The sequence below is a fragment of the Streptomyces sp. NPDC058964 genome, from assembly GCF_042741275.1.
Classification (GTDB): Bacteria; Actinomycetota; Actinomycetes; order Streptomycetales; family Streptomycetaceae; genus Streptomyces.
This window is the reverse complement of record NZ_JBHYKH010000118.1, coordinates 1-16,402: the sequence shown is the minus strand read 5'-3', so window position 1 is coordinate 16,402 and position 16,402 is coordinate 1. Positions and strand designations below refer to the sequence as shown.

14 protein-coding genes, 2 rRNA genes and 3 pseudogenes (1 of these 19 cut by a window edge) are annotated in these 16,402 nt (G+C 68.2%); 9 read left to right on the top strand and 10 right to left on the bottom strand.

All coding sequences use genetic code 11. The features are described 5' to 3' along the window. The 3 genes from ACFW2E_RS17135 to ACFW2E_RS17125 all read left to right on the top strand — a co-directional run. Positions 1 to 1,519: ribosomal RNA gene (locus tag ACFW2E_RS17135) — 23S ribosomal RNA — on the top strand; it begins 1,795 nt to the left of the window's first position. Positions 1,520 to 1,589: 70 nt separating this feature from the next. Continuing rightward, positions 1,590 to 1,706 (top strand): 5S ribosomal RNA (rrf, locus tag ACFW2E_RS17130). Positions 1,707 to 1,809: 103 nt separating this feature from the next. Continuing rightward, entirely contained in the window at positions 1,810 to 2,373 is a 564-nt protein-coding gene (locus ACFW2E_RS17125; protein WP_384467139.1) for a GNAT family N-acetyltransferase, read from the top strand. Positions 2,374 to 2,382: 9 nt separating this feature from the next. Here the strand turns inward: ACFW2E_RS17125 and ACFW2E_RS17120 are convergent, their stop codons facing one another. From ACFW2E_RS17120 to ACFW2E_RS17090, 7 genes are all read right to left on the bottom strand, one after another. Continuing rightward, on the bottom strand, positions 2,383 to 3,885 hold the full coding sequence (locus ACFW2E_RS17120; RefSeq protein WP_384467137.1) for a TraM recognition domain-containing protein: 1,503 nt from the start codon (positions 3,883 to 3,885) through the stop codon (positions 2,383 to 2,385). A gap of 11 nt (positions 3,886 to 3,896) precedes the next feature. Beyond that, a complete protein-coding gene (locus ACFW2E_RS17115; RefSeq protein ID WP_384467135.1) occupies positions 3,897 to 5,309 on the bottom strand; it encodes an ATP-binding protein in 1,413 nt (470 codons plus the stop codon). An 8-nt stretch (positions 5,310 to 5,317) separates the two neighbouring features. Next, entirely contained in the window at positions 5,318 to 6,859 is a 1,542-nt protein-coding gene (locus ACFW2E_RS17110) for an SCO6880 family protein (RefSeq protein ID WP_384467143.1), read from the bottom strand. 14 nt (positions 6,860 to 6,873) lie between these two features. Then, positions 6,874 to 8,208, bottom strand: a complete 1,335-nt coding sequence (locus ACFW2E_RS17105) for a hypothetical protein (RefSeq protein WP_384467133.1) — start codon at positions 8,206 to 8,208, stop codon at positions 6,874 to 6,876. Beyond that, positions 8,198 to 9,013, bottom strand: coding sequence for a hypothetical protein (locus ACFW2E_RS17100; protein WP_384467131.1), 816 nt, complete (start codon positions 9,011 to 9,013; stop codon positions 8,198 to 8,200). The genes ACFW2E_RS17105 and ACFW2E_RS17100 overlap by 11 nt, the downstream gene beginning before the upstream one ends. A gap of 151 nt (positions 9,014 to 9,164) precedes the next feature. Further along, on the bottom strand, positions 9,165 to 9,473 hold the full coding sequence (locus ACFW2E_RS17095) for a hypothetical protein (RefSeq protein WP_014673544.1): 309 nt from the start codon (positions 9,471 to 9,473) through the stop codon (positions 9,165 to 9,167). Positions 9,474 to 9,857: 384 nt separating this feature from the next. After that, entirely contained in the window at positions 9,858 to 10,460 is a 603-nt protein-coding gene (locus tag ACFW2E_RS17090; RefSeq protein WP_384467130.1) for a TetR/AcrR family transcriptional regulator, read from the bottom strand. 53 nt (positions 10,461 to 10,513) lie between these two features. Between ACFW2E_RS17090 and ACFW2E_RS17085 the strand changes: the two genes are divergently transcribed. After that, a complete protein-coding gene (locus tag ACFW2E_RS17085; protein ID WP_384467128.1) occupies positions 10,514 to 11,431 on the top strand; it encodes an oxidoreductase in 918 nt (305 codons plus the stop codon). Between the two features lie 73 nt (positions 11,432 to 11,504). Further along, a complete protein-coding gene (locus tag ACFW2E_RS17080; RefSeq protein ID WP_384467126.1) occupies positions 11,505 to 12,269 on the top strand; it encodes an SDR family oxidoreductase in 765 nt (254 codons plus the stop codon). Between the two features lie 9 nt (positions 12,270 to 12,278). Here ACFW2E_RS17080 and ACFW2E_RS17075 read toward each other — a convergent pair. The 3 genes and pseudogenes from ACFW2E_RS17075 to ACFW2E_RS17065 all read right to left on the bottom strand — a co-directional run. Further along, positions 12,279 to 12,518 (bottom strand): annotated as a pseudogene (locus ACFW2E_RS17075) (DUF397 domain-containing protein); the annotation flags it as partial. Beyond that, the gene (locus tag ACFW2E_RS17070; protein ID WP_384467124.1) at positions 12,514 to 12,705 is read right to left on the bottom strand and encodes a DUF397 domain-containing protein; all 192 of its coding nucleotides are present in this window, start codon (positions 12,703 to 12,705) and stop codon (positions 12,514 to 12,516) included. The gene ACFW2E_RS17070 and the pseudogene ACFW2E_RS17075, both read right to left, overlap by 5 nt. 10 nt (positions 12,706 to 12,715) lie before the next feature. Further along, the gene (locus tag ACFW2E_RS17065) at positions 12,716 to 13,567 is read right to left on the bottom strand and encodes a helix-turn-helix domain-containing protein (protein WP_384467122.1); all 852 of its coding nucleotides are present in this window, start codon (positions 13,565 to 13,567) and stop codon (positions 12,716 to 12,718) included. A 93-nt stretch (positions 13,568 to 13,660) separates the two neighbouring features. On the opposite strand from ACFW2E_RS17065, the pseudogene ACFW2E_RS17060 reads away from it, so the two are divergent. The 4 genes and pseudogenes from ACFW2E_RS17060 to ACFW2E_RS17045 all read left to right on the top strand — a co-directional run. After that, positions 13,661 to 13,939: pseudogene (locus ACFW2E_RS17060) on the top strand (ATP-binding protein); the annotation flags it as partial. 105 nt (positions 13,940 to 14,044) lie between these two features. Further along, positions 14,045 to 14,821 carry a trypsin-like serine peptidase gene (locus ACFW2E_RS17055; protein WP_384467120.1) on the top strand — a complete coding sequence of 259 codons (777 nt, stop codon included), beginning with the start codon at positions 14,045 to 14,047 and terminating at the stop codon, positions 14,819 to 14,821. A gap of 166 nt (positions 14,822 to 14,987) precedes the next feature. Further along, complete coding sequence (locus ACFW2E_RS17050; RefSeq protein WP_384467141.1) at positions 14,988 to 15,932, top strand: NlpC/P60 family protein; 945 nt, start codon at positions 14,988 to 14,990, stop codon at positions 15,930 to 15,932. 224 nt (positions 15,933 to 16,156) lie between these two features. Beyond that, positions 16,157 to 16,402: pseudogene (locus ACFW2E_RS17045) on the top strand (hypothetical protein); the annotation flags it as partial.

The following is a 16,402-nucleotide window of genomic DNA, read 5'->3' as shown; positions in this document are numbered from 1 at the left end:
GAGCCGCCGGACCAAGCGGTTAGTAGGTGAGTGATGGGGTGACGCAGGAAGGTAGTCCATCCCGGGCGGTGGTTGTCCCGGGGTAAGGGTGTAGGACGGTGTGTAGGCAAATCCGCGCACCTTGTGTCTGAGACCTGATGCCGAGCCGATTGTGGCGAAGTGGATGATCCTATGCTGTCGAGAAAAGCCTCTAGCGAGTTTCATGGCGGCCCGTACCCTAAACCGACTCAGGTGGTCAGGTAGAGAATACCGAGGCGTTCGGGTGAACTATGGTTAAGGAACTCGGCAAAATGCCCCCGTAACTTCGGGAGAAGGGGGGCCACGCTTGGTGATCGGATTTACTCCGTGAGCTGGGGGTGGCCGCAGAGACCAGCGAGAAGCGACTGTTTACTAAAAACACAGGTCCGTGCGAAGCCGTAAGGCGATGTATACGGACTGACGCCTGCCCGGTGCTGGAACGTTAAGGGGACCGGTTAGCTCACTTTCGGGTGGGCGAAGCTGAGAACTTAAGCGCCAGTAAACGGCGGTGGTAACTATAACCATCCTAAGGTAGCGAAATTCCTTGTCGGGTAAGTTCCGACCTGCACGAATGGCGTAACGACTTCTCGACTGTCTCAACCATAGGCCCGGTGAAATTGCACTACGAGTAAAGATGCTCGTTTCGCGCAGCAGGACGGAAAGACCCCGGGACCTTTACTACAGTTTGATATTGGTGTTCGGTTCGGCTTGTGTAGGATAGCTGGGAGACTGTGAAAGCCATACGCCAGTATGGTGGGAGTCGTCGTTGAAATACCAGTCTGGTCGTGCTGGATGTCTAACCTGGGTCCGTGATCCGGATCAGGGACAGTGTCTGATGGGTAGTTTAACTGGGGCGGTTGCCTCCTAAAGAGTAACGGAGGCGCCCAAAGGTTCCCTCAGCCTGGTTGGCAATCAGGTGTTGAGTGTAAGTGCACAAGGGAGCTTGACTGTGAGACCGACGGGTCGAGCAGGGACGAAAGTCGGGACTAGTGATCCGGCGGTGGCTTGTGGAAGCGCCGTCGCTCAACGGATAAAAGGTACCCCGGGGATAACAGGCTGATCTTCCCCAAGAGTCCATATCGACGGGATGGTTTGGCACCTCGATGTCGGCTCGTCGCATCCTGGGGCTGGAGTCGGTCCCAAGGGTTGGGCTGTTCGCCCATTAAAGCGGTACGCGAGCTGGGTTTAGAACGTCGTGAGACAGTTCGGTCCCTATCCGCTGTGCGCGTAGGAGTCTTGAGAAGGGCTGTCCCTAGTACGAGAGGACCGGGACGGACGAACCTCTGGTGTGCCAGTTGTTCTGCCAAGGGCATGGCTGGTTGGCTACGTTCGGGAGGGATAACCGCTGAAAGCATCTAAGCGGGAAGCCTGCTTCGAGATGAGGACTCCCACCCACTTGATGGGGTAAGGCTCCCAGTAGACGACTGGGTTGATAGGCCGGATATGGAAGCCAGGTAACTGGTGGAGTTGACCGGTACTAATAGGCCGAGGGCTTGTCCTCAGTTGCTCGCGTCCACTGTGTTGGTTCTGAAACCACGAACAGCCAACGGTTGTTGATTGTTTCATAGTGTTTCGGTGGTCATAGCGTGAGGGAAACGCCCGGTTACATTCCGAACCCGGAAGCTAAGCCTCACAGCGCCGATGGTACTGCAGGGGGGACCCTGTGGGAGAGTAGGACGCCGCCGAACAAATTTTGAGGAAACCCCCGCACCTTTCGGTGCGGGGGTTTTCTGCGTTATGCCCGGCATATATCAGGTGAGGCGTCCGGCGCGCGGGTACTAGCGTGGGCCCATGAGCAGTTTGATCAGCGACGATTACGTGATCCGGGCGATACGGGGCGACGAGTGGGAGGCCGTCAAGCGGCTGCGGCTCGACGCGTTGCGGGACCCCGTGGCACACCTTGCGTTCCTGGAGACGTACGAGAAGGCCGTGACCGAGTCGGACTCCTTCTGGCAGGAGCGGGCCGAACGGTCCGGTGAAGGGGCCGACGGCGCTCGGCAGTTCATCGCCCAGATGCCGGACGGGACGTGGGTCGGCTCGGTGACCGTGCTCGTCGAGGAGGCGGGGTCCACCGACTGGGCCGGCTTCGAGGTCGACCGGAAGCAGGGGCATGTCGTCGGGGTGTTCGTGCGTCCCGAGCACCGGGGGATCGGGCTGACGGAGGCGTTGTTCGAGGCCGGCCTGGAGTGGGCCTGGGGGTTCGGGGCCGAGCGGGTGCGGCTGATCGTGCACCAGGACAACGGGCGGGCCCAGGGCTTCTACCGCAAGGTGGGGTTCACGCCGAGCGGTGTCACCGTGCCGTTGGCCCAGGCGTCCGGAGAGTCCGAGCTGGAGTTCGTGTTCGAACGGCCGTAACGGGATCCTTCAGACCGGCAGTTCGTGGTGCGGCCAGCGGGCGCGGCCCTGTTCACGGGAGCGCAGCAGGGCCAGGGTCGGCAGGCCGCGGTCCGCTCCGGTGGCCAGCAGGTCGGGGAGCTGGGGCAGCGGAGCCACCGCCGCGATGTCGTCGAGGACGAGGGTCAGTGGTGGGTCGAGCCGACCGGAGGATGACCGTTCGGCCATGCGCCGGCCGTGCTCGACCACGTTTGAGACGAGTGCCGTCAGTAGGGGCATCGCACCGGGGTCGGTCCGGGGGTCCTCGATGGATTCACCCACCACATAAAGCGTGCCCCCTTCGTTGACGAAGGAATCCAAGGCGAGCGCATCAGTTCGGTTCGGAGTGCAAGCTTCTCGGATGTTGACCATGGAGAGGGCGGCGAGGGCGCGGTTCGCCAACTCCTGGGCGATGTCGCGACGTTCGGGGTGGGAGGTGAGGGCGGCTTCGAGTTCGCCGGCGGCGCCGGGCGCCGCCTTGGGATTCGTGCGGAGGGTCCGTACGGCGTCCTGGATCTGGGCGCCCTGGGTCCAGCGGTGGACGTGGCGGATGGTGCGTCCGTCGATGGCGGCGGCGTGCAGATAGCTCCGCAGGAGGATTTCGGCTGTGTCGGCCATGGCCTGGTCGACCTTGGCCGTCGGTCTGACCGGGGCCAGGAGGGTCGCGGCTCGTTGTGTCGCCGTCTGCTTGTTCTCGCAGCCTGCCGTGGGGGACCAGTGGAGGCGGGCCGGGGTGTCGCAGCGATGGGTGGGGTCGTAGAGGAGGACGGGGCCGAGCTTGGCTCTCGCGTCCTTGGTCTCCGACCAGAGGCCCGGGTTCGACGTGACGACGAGAGCGGGGCCTTCCGCGTCTCTCACGGCCTGGGTCGCGGCCGTCTGCCGGGTGGCGGGGGGCGCGTAGAGCACCGCGCCCTCGGGACGGTTCGTCTCCCAGGCGCCCACGCGTTTGCCGTTGGCCGGGAGGTCGGGCGACTCCCCGGGCTCGGCCTCCGTACGGGGGGCCGGGACTTCATGGGCCGCAGCGGTCGTCGGCATGTCGTACGCCGGAGCGGGCGCCGGATCTTCCGCGGCGGGTGCGGTGGCCGCGGCGGCCCTCGCCTTCGCCGCCCCCTTCTCGAAGCTCCGTCTGACCTTCCCGGCCTTCCAGCGCGCCAGCGTTCCCATCACGAACACGGTGAGCACGAACAGCACCATCAGCTGCCCGATGAGGAGCCCCCAGAACAGGCCGTACCCGGAGAGCTCCTTCGCCGGCGTCCCGGGCCAGGCTCCCGTGAGGTCGTGCGGCCGGCCGATGAGGTGCCGCATCGCCAGGGGCGTACGGGTGAACGTGACCCCGGACGGCCACGAGCCCCGGGCGAACCAGCCGGCCAGTCCCGTCGCCGTCCACACCAGCAGGGTCATGCCCAGGAGGAAGGCGAGTATGCCGATCAGCAGTCCGTCGGGAATACCGCCCTGGTTCTCCCGCCGGGGGTCTCGGCGATCGTCGGGTCTCACGGTGTTCCTCCCTACGCCACCGTCGATTCGGAATCGCCGAGGTGCTGTTCCACGAAGGCCGCGGCCCGCTCCTCCGCCTCCAGCTCGGCCGCGCGCAGCGCGTCGTCGGTCTCCAGGTCCCTGGACGACTCGGTCATCGCGCGGTCGGTGAAGACCAGCGGGCGTTCCGTCTCCGTCACCAGGTGCTTGACCACCTGGACGTTGCCGTTGACGTCCCACACCGCGATGCCGGGGGTGAGGGCGGGGATGATCTCCACCGCCCACCTTGGCAGGCCCAGCACACGGCCCGTCGCCCGTGCCTCGTCCGCCTTCTGGGCGTAGACGGTCCGGGTCGACGCCATCTTCAGGATCGCGGCGGCCTCCTTCGCCGCGGCGCCGTCCACGACGTCCGACAGGTGGTGGACGACCGCGACGAAGGACAGACCGAGCCGGCGTCCGAACTTCAGCAGTCGCTGGAACAGCTGTGCCACGAAGGGGCTGTTGATGATGTGCCAGGCCTCCTCGACCAGGAAGATGCGCTTCTTCCGGTCGGGGCGGATCCAGGTGTGCTCCAGCCACACGCCGACGATCGCCATCAGGATCGGCATGGCGATGGAGTTGCGGTCGATGTGGGACAGGTCGAAGACGATCAGGGGCGCGTCGAGGTCGATGCCGACCGTGGTCGGGCCGTCGAACATGCCGCGCAGGTCACCGTCGACGAGACGGTCGAGGACCAGTGCCACGTCGAGTCCCCAGGCCCGTACGTCGTCTATGGCGACGTTCATCGCCTCGGCCGACTCCGGTTCGGGGTGCCGCAGCTGCTCGACGATGTCGGTCAGCACCGGCTGGCGCTCGACGATCGTCTCGTTGACGTACGCGTGCGCCACCTTCAGGGCGAAGCCGGACCGTTCGTCGAGGCCGTGCCCCATGGCGACCTCGATGATGGTCCGGAGCAGCGCGAGCTGGCCGGTCGTCGTGATCGCCGGGTCGAGCGGGTTGAGCCGGATCCCGTGGTCCAGGGCCGCCGTGGGGTCCAGCCGGATGGGCGTTATCCCCAGCTCCTGCGCGATGAGGTTCCACTCGCCGACCCCGTCCTCGCCCTGCGCGTCCAGGACGACGACCTGGCGGTCGCGGAAGCGCAGCTGGCGCAGGACGTACGTCTTCTCCAGGGCCGACTTGCCGTTTCCGGACTCGCCGAGGACCAGCCAGTGCGGTGCCGGGAGCTGCTGGCCGTAGAGCTGGAAGGGGTCGTAGATGTAGCCCTTTCCGGAGTACACCTCGCGGCCGATGATGACGCCGGAGTCGCCGAGGCCGGGCGCGGCGGTCGGCAGGTAGACCGCCTGGGCCTGGCCCGTGGACGTACGCACCGGCAGCCTGGTCGTCTCGACCTTCCCGAACAGGAAGGAGGTGAAGGCGTCGGTGAGGACGGACAGCGGATCCCGCATGTATGGCCCTACCTTCGAATACCGGTGGCGAACGGGAGTGTGTTCACGAAGGCCCGGTGGTGCTCGCGGTCGCACCACTCCAGCTTCAGATACGACTTTCCTGCCGAGGCCCTTATGGTCCGTTTGTCGCGGTTGAGTGCCTCCGGGGAGCGCGAGGAGACGGTGATGTAGCCGACGAGGTTGACCCCGGCCGCACCGCTGGCCAGGTCCTCGCCGCGCTGGTCGAGACGGTTGTGGGCGGCGATGTCGCGCGGGTCGACGGTGCGGTTCATCTTGGCGGCGCGGCTGGCCTCGGCCTCGTCGTTCGTCTTCTCGGTCAGCATGCGCTCGATGGCGATCTCGGTGGGTTCGAGGTCCATCGTCACGGCGACCGTGCGGATGACGTCCGGGGTGTGGACGAGGAGCGGCGCGAGGAAGTTGACGCCGACCGGTGTCATCGGCCACTCCTTCACCCAGGCGGTGGCATGGCACCAGGGGGCGCGGGTGGCGGACTCCCGGGTCTTGGCCTGGAGGTAGGTGGGCTCCATGGCGTCGAGCTCGGCGGGCCAGGCATTACGTTTCGTCATCGCCTGGATGTGGTCGATCGGGTGGTCCGGGTCGTACATGGAGTGGACGAGGGAGGAGAGCCGGCCCTGGCCGAGCGGCTGGCGCACCCGGATGTCCGCCTCCTGGAGCCGCGAGCAGATGTCGGTCAGCTCGCGTGCCATGACGACCGCGAGCCCGGCGTCCCGGTCCAGCTTCCGGCCGGCGCCCGGGCGGGCCGCCCGGGCCATGGCCTGCGCCTCGGCGGCCAGCTCGCGCGAGTAGTGCATGCAGGCGACGAGGTAGGCGCGGTGCTGCTCGCTGCTGGTGGAGACCATCGACTGCAGCTGGTCGTAGGACCGGGCCAGCCAGTCCGGTGCCTTCCCGTCCCCGCGCAGCGCGACGTCCTTGGCGTGGGCGTCCGGGTCGGCGGGGAGGGTGCGGGCGAGCATCTGGATCCGGGTGACGAAGCCGTCGCCGTTGGCCACGTGCTTCAGCAGCGTGCCGAAGCGGTCGACGAGGGCCTCCTGGTCCTCGGAGTCGCGCAAGCCGACGCCGGGGCCCTCGATCTCGATGGCGGCGGTGACGGTCTTGCGGTCGGCGTGCAGGAGCACGGCGATCTCGTCCGGGCCGAAGGGCGCGGCGAGCCAGGTGATCCGTCCGATCCCGGGCGGCGGGCCGATCTCGACCTCGCGTCCGTCGAGCCGGGTGCCGGCCTCCATCACTCCGCTGCGGTACGCGGTCCCCTGGCGCAGGGTCCGCTTGTAGCTGCGGTTGATCTCGAACCACTTGTAGAACGTACGGCGTTTGTACGGCACGTACACCGCCATCAGCGCCAGCAGCGGGAAGCCCGTCAGCAGCACGATGCGCAGGGAGAGGACGGGTACCAGGAGCCCGCACATCATGCCGAGGAACGCGCCCGCGATGATCAGCGCGATCTCGCCGGACTCACGGTTCCGGCCGATGACCGCGTTCGGCCGGGCACGGCCGATGAGATACGTACGGCGGGGCGTGACCGGATGGGACATGTGGGACTCGGTCGTCAACGCCCTTCACCTCCCGAGCGATTGCTGCTGTTGCGTGTGTTGCTGGCGTGCGGGGTGTTCGCCGGGCTGGGCGCGCGCGGTGCGGGTGCGGCGGAGGGGACAGATCCGCCGCCACCACCGTTCGAGGTGCGCGAGCTGTGCGCGGCGACTCCGCCCTGGGCCGGGTTGGCCGGGCGGGGGGTGTTGGAGCCGGACTGGCCGCCGCCTCCGTTGTTGTCGGCGCGGGCGCTGTGCGTATTGATGCCCTGCGCGACCAGGCTCGCCGGGGAGCTGATGACCGCGGCGGCCTTGCTCTCGGCGCCCTGCATGATGCGGTTGTTGCGGGAGTTGGAGACCTCGTCGCCGAAGCCGGGGACGAAGCGGTAGATCATCGCGCTGGCGAAGATGGCGAGCAGGATGATGGCGAGGCCGGAGACGACGGCGGAGAACGCGTTGGGGCCGTTGTCGCTGGACAGCGCGCCGGCCAGGCCGAGCACGATGACGATCACGGGCTTGACCAGGATGACGGCGATCATGATGCCGGCCCAGCGGCGGACGTGGCCCCAAAGGTTCTTGTCGACGAGGCCCGCGTAGACGACGGTGCCGAGGAGTGCGCCGACGTAGAGGAGGGCGGCGCGGATGACGAGCTCCAGCCACAGGATGCCTGCGGCGAGGATGCTGACCAGGGACACGACGATCAGCATGATCGGGCCGCCGCCGATGTCCTCGCCCTTGTTCAGTGCGCCGGAGAAGGTGCCGAAGAAGGTGTCCGTCTGGTCGCCGGTGGCCTTGGCGAGTACGTCCGTGACGCCGTCGGTGGCCGATACGACGGTGTAGAGGATCAGGGGGGTGAACGCCGACGCCAGCACCGTGAGCCAGAGGAAGCCGATGGCCTCGGAGATGGCGGTGGTCAGCGGGACGCCCCGCACGGCTCGCTTGGCCACGGCCAGCAGCCACAGGAGCAGGGTCAGGATGGACGACGCCGCGAAGACGACCGCGTACTGCTGGAGGAACTTGGCGTTGGTGAAGTCGACGTTCGCCGTCTCCTTGACGGCGTCACTGAGCTTGTCGATGGTCCAGGACGCGGCATCGGCACAGCCCTTGGCGAGCGAGGAGAGGGGGTCGAGGGTGGAGAGGGGGCTGTCGGGGGTGCCGGATACGCCTTTGCCGCCCTTGCCGCGTTCGCAGTACGCCTTGGCGGGGCCACGGATGAGGTCGCAGGCGTCGTTGGTCTTCGAGGGGGACGGGCTGGGAGTGGGCGCGGCGACGGCGCGGGTGGCCACGAGTACCGCGGTGGTCTGAACGGCGCTGAAGACGGCCGCTACCTTGAGGGCGTGGTGGTTAGCGCGCATACGTGAACCCTCCGTACTCCTCGACGGCCTTCGTCATGTCGTCAGCGGTGGAGGCCTTCTGGTCGCGGCCGACCGGGACCGGGCCGTCCTTCTGCTGGAAGTCAGTGATCTTCCAGTCGTTGTCGACCCACTTCATTTCGTACGTGGTGGTGTACCAGCTCTCGGACACCGGATTGGTCGAGGCTTCGCCAGACAGGCCGAAGAGCGAGGTGTACCAGACCGCGACGGTGGCGTTGTCCGTGCCTGACGACGTGACCTTGGTGCCCACCGGGATGACGCGGGAGACGAAGGTCTGGCCCTTGGGGGCGCTACCGTCGTTGTTGAGACCGATGTTGGTCAGGAACTTCTTGCTGGAGTAGGCGTTGTCCAGGTCTGACTGTCTGCCAGCCGCCACGTCGGGGGCGTATACGGCGTTGACGATTCCGTGCCGCCGAGCGGTGTTGAACATGTCGGCCGAGCCCAGCGCGACGGAGTAGTTCGCCGCCGCACTCTCCGCCCCCTGCTCACTGTGAGCGAACCCCGTGGGGATGCCGGCCGCCTTCGAGGTCACCGGGCGGTCTCCGGTTGCCGCTGTCGATGAGCTCGCCGGCTTGTCGCCCGACGCTTCGTTCGACGCGGAGGAGTCGTCGCCGCCCCGGTTCGCGAACGCGATCGCCGCGATGAGGAGTACGACCACGCCGACCACGGTGACCAGGCTTCTGGAGGAGGACCGGGCACCCCGGCGCGCCCCGCCGTAGGGGTCGCTCTCGGGCAGCCGGGTCCGGGTCTCGCCGCCGCCGTAGTCGCGCTCGTCTCCGATGCTCATGCCGCGTAACCCCCCTCGTACTGGACCGCGTAGAAGTACGACGGTAGCCGTGCTGGTTCCCGCGCGGGCGCGGTGTGGTGACTCGACATCAGGGAAACGCAACCTCAGCGGGGAAAAGGGAAGGGCCAGGCCGGGCGTGCCCGGAACGCGGCTAGACGGCCATGCCGTACACGATGGTGAACAGCGTGCCCAGTGAGCCGATGATGAAGACTCCGGTCAGCCCGGCGATGATGAGGCCCTTGCCCTGTTCGGCGCTGAAGGTGTCCCGGAGGGCCGTCGCGCCGATACGCTGTTTGGCCGCGCCCCAGACCGCGATGCCGAGGCAGAGCAGGATGGCCACGGCCATCACCACCTCGATCATCACCTTCGCTTCGTTGCCCAGGCTGCCGAAGGGGCCCCAGTCCGGAGCGATCCCGCCGATGATGGTGTTGATGTCTCCCTTGTCGGCCGCAAAGAGCATGTAAGTCACCGCCCCTGGTGGGTAGTTCCGCAGTCCCCTGCGGTGTGCAGAGGTCAGGCCTCATTCTCGCCGACAATGGCGCTTACGTATGTCGACTTGACGTCATTGCTTGGCGGGTTTCGTACGAATGGCACGTACGGTCACTCTGTGTATCACGGCAGGTCACGCCGGGCAATGAGGCCTGAGCGGAACCTGTCGTGCGGTTCCGTCGTTGACCCTCTTTACGGCCTGGTACGGCTTCTGACGGCTGGTCGGGTGAGTCGTCGAGACGATGTTCTCACGGTACGCACGGGGGGTGACCCCCGACTGTCGCCGGGCCCGTCCCGTCGGTGACTGCCAGGTTCAACGCGCCGGGAATTAGGTGGGGTTGCGTCGGCTGCCGTCTCAGCGCGGTCGGAGCCCGTTCAGGAGAAGGTGGACGTGCTCGTCCAGTCCGGCGAGGGCGGACCCCGCGTCGAGGGCGCAGCTGGCGATGAGCGCGGCGAGGCCGTGCAGGCTCGCGGCGGCGACGAGGGTGAGCCGCTCGGGATCGCCCGGGACGATCTCCCCCCGCTCCTGCGCCTCGGCGACCAGCCGGGTGAAGGACCCGAGGGAGCGGTCGACGGCGGAGGCGAGCTGTGCGGAGCCGTCCGGGTCGTGCTTGCGGGCGAACATCAGCTCCAGCAGCTCGGGATTCTCGACGGCGAACCCGAGGTAGGCCCGCGCGAGGGCGGTGATGCGCGGTTCGAGCGCGAGGCCGGGGCTGTCCGCGGCGTCCAGGGCCCGGTTCATCCGCTCGTACCCGTCGAGCGCCAGGGCGTCCAGCAGTGACTGCTTGTCCTTGAAGTGCCTGCCCGGTGCGGCGTGGCTCACGCCGGCGTCACGGGCGAGTTCCCTGAGGGAGATGGCGGCCACGCCCTTCTCGCGCAGGGTGCGCTCGGCGCTCTTGAGGAGTGCGGCGCGCAGGTCTCCGTGGTGGTAGGGGCGGCTTGCGGGCATGCGGACCATCGTATCTCGATGTTGTCATTGACATCATTGTTGCTGCTGCCTACATTGGCGGCATGGCTACGAAGAGCGAATCAACCAAGTGGAACGCGACCCGCCTCCCCGACCTCTCCGGCCGTACGGCCGTGGTCACCGGCGCCAACAGCGGCATCGGCTTCGCGGCCGCCGACGCGCTGGCCCGCGCGGGGGCGCACGTGGTGTTCGCGGTACGGGACGCGGAGCGCGGCCGGGCCGCCGCCGCGAAGACGACCGGCAGCACCGAGGTGCGCCGTCTGGACCTGGCCGACCTCACCTCCGTGCGGCGGTTCGCCGAGGAGTGGCAGGGCCCGATGGACCTGCTGGTGAACAACGCGGGCGTGATGATGCTGCCGAAGCGGCAGACGAAGGACGGCTTCGAGATGCAGTTCGGCACGAACCATCTCGGGCACTTCGCCCTGACGAACCTGCTCCTGCCGCACGTGACCGACCGCGTGGTGACGGTGGCCTCCACCGCCCACCGCTGGGGCGGCGCGCGGATCGAGTTCGACGACGTCAACATGACCGCGAACTACAACCCCCAGCGCGCCTACGCCCAGTCCAAGCTGGCGAACCTTCTGTTCACCCTGGAGCTCCAGCGCCGCCTGACCGAGGCCGGCTCCTCCGTCCGCGCCCTCGCGGCCCACCCCGGCTGGTCGGCCACCAATCTCCAGAGCCACGCCGCGAACCCGGTGGTCCGCGTGGGGATGCAGATCGGCAACAGGTTCCTGGCCCAGGACGACAGGGCGGGCGCCCTCCCCACCCTCTTCGCCGCCACCCAGGAGCTCCCCGGCGCCAGCTACGTCGGCCCGGACCGCCTGGCCGAGATGCGGGGCGCGCCGACCCTGGTGTGCCGTAGCGCGGCGGCGAGCGACCCGGTGTCGGCGCGCCGGCTGTGGACGCTGTCCGAGGACCTGACCGGGGTCAGCTGGGGCCTCAAGATCGCCGGGGCGGTCTGACGGGGGTGGCCGGAGCAGGGTGACGGCCGGCGGTTACCGTGAGCGGGATGAGCCGTTTCAGGGAGGTGGCCGGATGAGCGGTGGCGCCGTGGACTTCACGCTCGGCGGTCGTACGGCCCTGGTCACCGGATCGGTGCGCGGCCTGGGCCTGGAGATGGCCCGCGGACTGGCCGCGGCCGGCGCCCGGGTGATCCTCAACGGGCGTGACCCCGCCGCCCTCGACGCCGTGGCCGCGCGGCTGCGTGGCGACGGGCTGGACGTACTGGCCGCCGCCTTCGACGTCACCGACCGCCAGGCTGCCCACGACGCGGTGACCGCCCTCGGCGACATCGACGTCCTGGTCAACAACGTCGGCCACCGCGACCGGTGCCGCATCGAGGAGATGCCCCCCGACGAACTGGCCCATCTGCTCGACGTGCACCTGACCTCGGCGTACGCCCTCAGCCAGACGGTCGCCCAGGGCCTGGTCCGGCGCGGCACCCCTGGCCGCGTCATCAACGTCTCCTCGGTCGTCGGCCGGCTCGGCCGTACCGGTGACGTCGCCTACGCCACCGCCAAGGCGGGCCTGGACGGGCTGACCCGCGCCCTCGCGGCGGACCTCGGCCCCAGCGGTACGACGGTCAACTCGGTGGTACCGGGCACGTTCGCGACGGAGACCGACGCCGGGTCGGCGGACGACCCCGAGTGGGGCCGCTGGCTGCGCACCCGTACCGCCCTCGGGCGCTGGGGCCGTCCGGCCGAGATAGCGGGCATCGTCGTCTTCCTGGCGAGCGACGCGGCGTCCTTCATCACCGGGCAGACGATCGCGGTCGACGGCGGGATGACGACGACGTTCTGAACCGGTGCGTCAGCCTTCCCCGATCCCCTCCACGAAGTGGTCGAACTCGCCCGCCTGCACGCCGAGTACGAAGGCGTCCCACTTGCGCCGGTTGGTGGTGACCACGTTCTCCGGGTCGCTGGTCTCCCGGATGTAGACGGGGGCCTCCCCGTCGTCCCCCTCGCCGTAGGCGATCTCGATCCAGGGCCCGGGCCCGGTGGCGTCCGGCGGGGCGGCGCGTTCCCAGGTGAGGCCGGCGGGGACGTCAGCCGCGGGGGGACTCCGTCTTGAGGGTGCGGAGGAGGGCGGCGAAGGCGGTGGGGGCCGCGGTGAGTATGGAGCCGGCGGGGTCGCCGCTTTCGGTTATGTGGAGGGTCGCGGGGGTGGCGGCGACGTGGACGCAGGACTCGCCCTCGCCGCAGTACGACGACTTCTGCCAACCGGGGGTGGTGGTCATGTATTGCCTCTCACAGGGACTGGAGGATGCTGTGGATGAAGGCTCGTGACTCCAGCTCGATCAGGCTGAGAGCCATGAGGCGGTCGAGCACCGTGCGGTACTTGTCGAGCTGGGCTTGGGCGTCCAGTAGGGCGATGCCGTGCGACTGGTCGAGCTGGACGGTGTCGAGTTGCGGCACGGGTCCGTGCACGTAGTAGATGGGCTGTCCCGCCCCGGGGTAACCGCCTGCGTCGAACGGGATGACGTGGACGGAGATGTTGGGGTGTTCGCTCATCTTGAGCAGGTGCTTGAGCTGCTGTTTGGCCACATCGCGTCCATCGAATCTCATACGCAGGGCGGCTTCGTGGATGATCGCGCGATACGGGACCGGGAATTTCTGGAACAGCACGGCCTGACGCTTGATGCGGAACGAGGCGCGGTGCTCCGCCTCGGGTGGTGAAAGCTCGGGCACGACTTGGCGGAACACCTCCCGGGCGTGGTCCAGGGACTGGAGCAGGCCGGGGATGCCCGAGGTGTGGGCGGTGCGCAGCGCGGTGCCGTGGTGTTCCAGCTCCGCCAGATCCAGAAGCCCTGACGGCAGGATGTCTCGGTACTCCTCCCACCAGCCGCGCTTGCGCTCCCCGGTCATCCCGGCGATCGCCTCGACGAGCGCCTTGTCCGGGCAGTCGTACTGACAGGCCAATGTGCGTACGCGGTCCGCGCTCACCGCGAGGCGCCCGGTCTCCATATTGATGACCTGTGCCTGCTTGATGCCGAGGAGCCGAGCGGCCTCCGTCGATGTCAGGCCGGCCCGCTCGCGCAGTCTGCGCAGTTCGGCCCCGAAGCGGAGTTGTCGCGCCGTCGGGTTGGTCCTCACGGGCATGCCCGTCGCTCCTCTGTGCTGACTGCCACCCGTACAGGTGGATAGCAGTAAGTAGGCCTCTCCGCCCTCACCCCCACCGCCGAACTCGTCGCCGCCGAGCTCCTCACCAACGCCCACCTCCACACCACCGGTCCCTACTCCCTACGCCTCCTGTCGACACAACCGGGCCGGCTCCGGGTCGCCGTCTGGGACACCGATCCCCGGGTTCCGCCCGGCTTCACCGCGGACGCGGACCCCGTTGCTCCGGACGACGCCGAAGGTGGACGCGGGCTGCACCTCGTGCGCGCCTGTGCCGACTCCTGGGGCGTCTCCGTGCCGCGTGAGCTGGGCGCCTCGAAAGGGGGAAAGCTGTTGTGGGCCGAATGCCACTAGGGGAGGCGGCGCCGCTGGGCGCCCAGTACCGTGAGGTCGAATCACGTACAAATCTCAGTGAAGTCGAGAGGGATTTCTCACCTTCGTGGGACAAAGTGGGGCGTGATGAAGCGCATCTCACGCATCGCAGGTACCTCGCGTCCCGTGCTGCTCGGCGCCGCGATGGTGCTGCTGGCCGCCACCTCGGCCTCCGTCGCCGCGGCCGACGACGGGCGGGGCCCGCTCGGGGTCACCGCCGTGGCCGCCGCGACCAGACACAACGTGCGGGTGGGGGCGCTGTTCAGCGCCGACCGGGCCGACGACCTGACGGGGAACCACTTCTGCACCGCGTCCGTCGTGCACAGCGCGCGGGAGAACCTCATCGTGACGGCGGCGCACTGCGTGGACGCCGACGACGCCTCCGACCTCGTGTTCGTACCGGGGTACCGGGCCGGACGGGCGCCGTACGGGGTGTGGAAGGTGGGGAGACGCTTCCTGCCCGACGGATGGTCCAAGGGGCAGCACGAGGACAGCGACCTCGCCTTCGCCTACGTGGACGAGCGGAAGGGCAAGCGGGTGGAGGACGTCGTGGGGGCCAACCGCTTCGCCCCGGGGACGGAGACCGGGGCCACGGCCGTGACGGTCACCGGCTATCCCGACGCCCGGGACACACCCATCAGCTGCACCAACAAGCCGTCCGCGCACAGCAGTACGCAGCAGCGGATCGACTGCCCCGGCTTCAGCGGCGGAACCAGCGGCAGCCCGTGGGTGAACGGGGACCACGAGGTCGTGGGCGTACTGGGCGGCCACGAGCAGGGCGGGGACACCGACGACACCTCGTACAGCGTGGTGCTGGGCAGGGAGGCGGCCGCGCTGTACCGGGACGCGGTCACCGTTCCCTGAGTTCCCATCAGCCCTCTGAGCGTCTCTAATAGGCCGAAAAGCCGGCCGAGCAGACAGACGCGGCGCAAAAGCGGCCTTGAACGGGACCTGGATGGGGGAGGGTTGAGCCGTGCGAAAAGTATGGGTGGCCGGTGGCGTCGCGGTCGGGCTCGGCCTGAGCTTCGTGATGCTGCTCGTCGTCGGGGTGTACGTCGTCGCCGGAAACCTCGTCAACGGCGTCGGCGCGGGCAGCGTCGGTCTCGCCAAGGGGGCGGTGCCGGCCGCCTACAACACGCTCGTCCAGAAGTGGGGAAACCTGTGCCCCGCCCTCAACCCGGCACTCCTCGCCGCCCAGTTGTACCAGGAGAGCGGATTCAACCCGAACGCCAAGAGCCCGGCGAAGGCGGAGGGGATAGCACAGTTCATTCCGGGGACGTGGGCCACGCACGGTGTCGACGGCGACGGAGACGGGGACCGCGACGTCTGGGATCCCAATGACGCGATTCCATCGGCCGCCTCGTACGACTGCGAGCTCGCGAAGTACGTCAAGGACGTGCCCGGCGACACCTCCGAGAACATGCTCGCCGCCTACAACGCGGGCGCCTACGCGGTCATCAAGTACCGGGGCGTGCCGCCGTACAAGGAGACCCAGGGCTACGTGAAGACGATCACGACCCTGGAGAAGAGCTTCGCCGCTCCCGTGTCCCGCGTCGACCCCTCCAGGCAGGCCGCCGGAGCCATCTACTTCGCCCAGAAGAAGCTCGGCACCCCCTATCTCTGGGGTGGTAACGGCACCGCCGACCAGGGTGGACGCTTCGACTGTTCCGGGTTGACCAAGGCCGCGTACGAGAGCGTCGGGGTCACGCTTCCCCGGGTCGCCAACGATCAGTACAACGCCGGGCCGCACCCGTCCCGGGACCAGTTGCTGCCGGGTGATCTCGTGTTCTTCTCGGACGATCTCACCAACTCCCGTGCCATCCGGCATGTGGGTATTTACGTGGGCGGCGGCTACATGATCGACGCGCCGAGATCAGGTGCTGTGATCCGGTTCGACCCGATCGACACGCCGGACTACTTCGGTGCGACCCGGGTCACCGAAGATGGCGCGAAAGCGCTGCCGACGACGGTGTGAACCGAGTGTGAACCCACCCGCTGAGCTGCGGCTATGAGTCTCTCTTCGATAACGTCTGCGTGATCATTCGGTGGAGTGTGGAACGTATCAACGGGGATCGTGCGTTCCTGTTGACGTAGCCGGGCGGACGTCAGCGCAGCGGAAGCGGGTCTACAGACCACGGGGGTGGCAGGAGCGGCGCACGCGAGGTGCGTCCGGAACAACGACGAAGGGGCCGCAGCACCATGGCTGTACTCGCCGAATCCGGATCGAACCCCGACGTCGACCTGCTCTACGACATCAACGGACTGGCCAAGGACGCGCCGCACTGGTTCGACCGGATCATGGAGTTCGTGGGCGAGTACGGGCTGCCGCTCGCCATGGTCCTGCTCGTGGTGTGGTGCTGGGCGTCCGTCCGCCGCCGGGCCACCGACGGGGACGACGCCGCCTCGTCCGTCGCGGCGCTCGTGTGGGCGCCGCTCGCCGCCGCC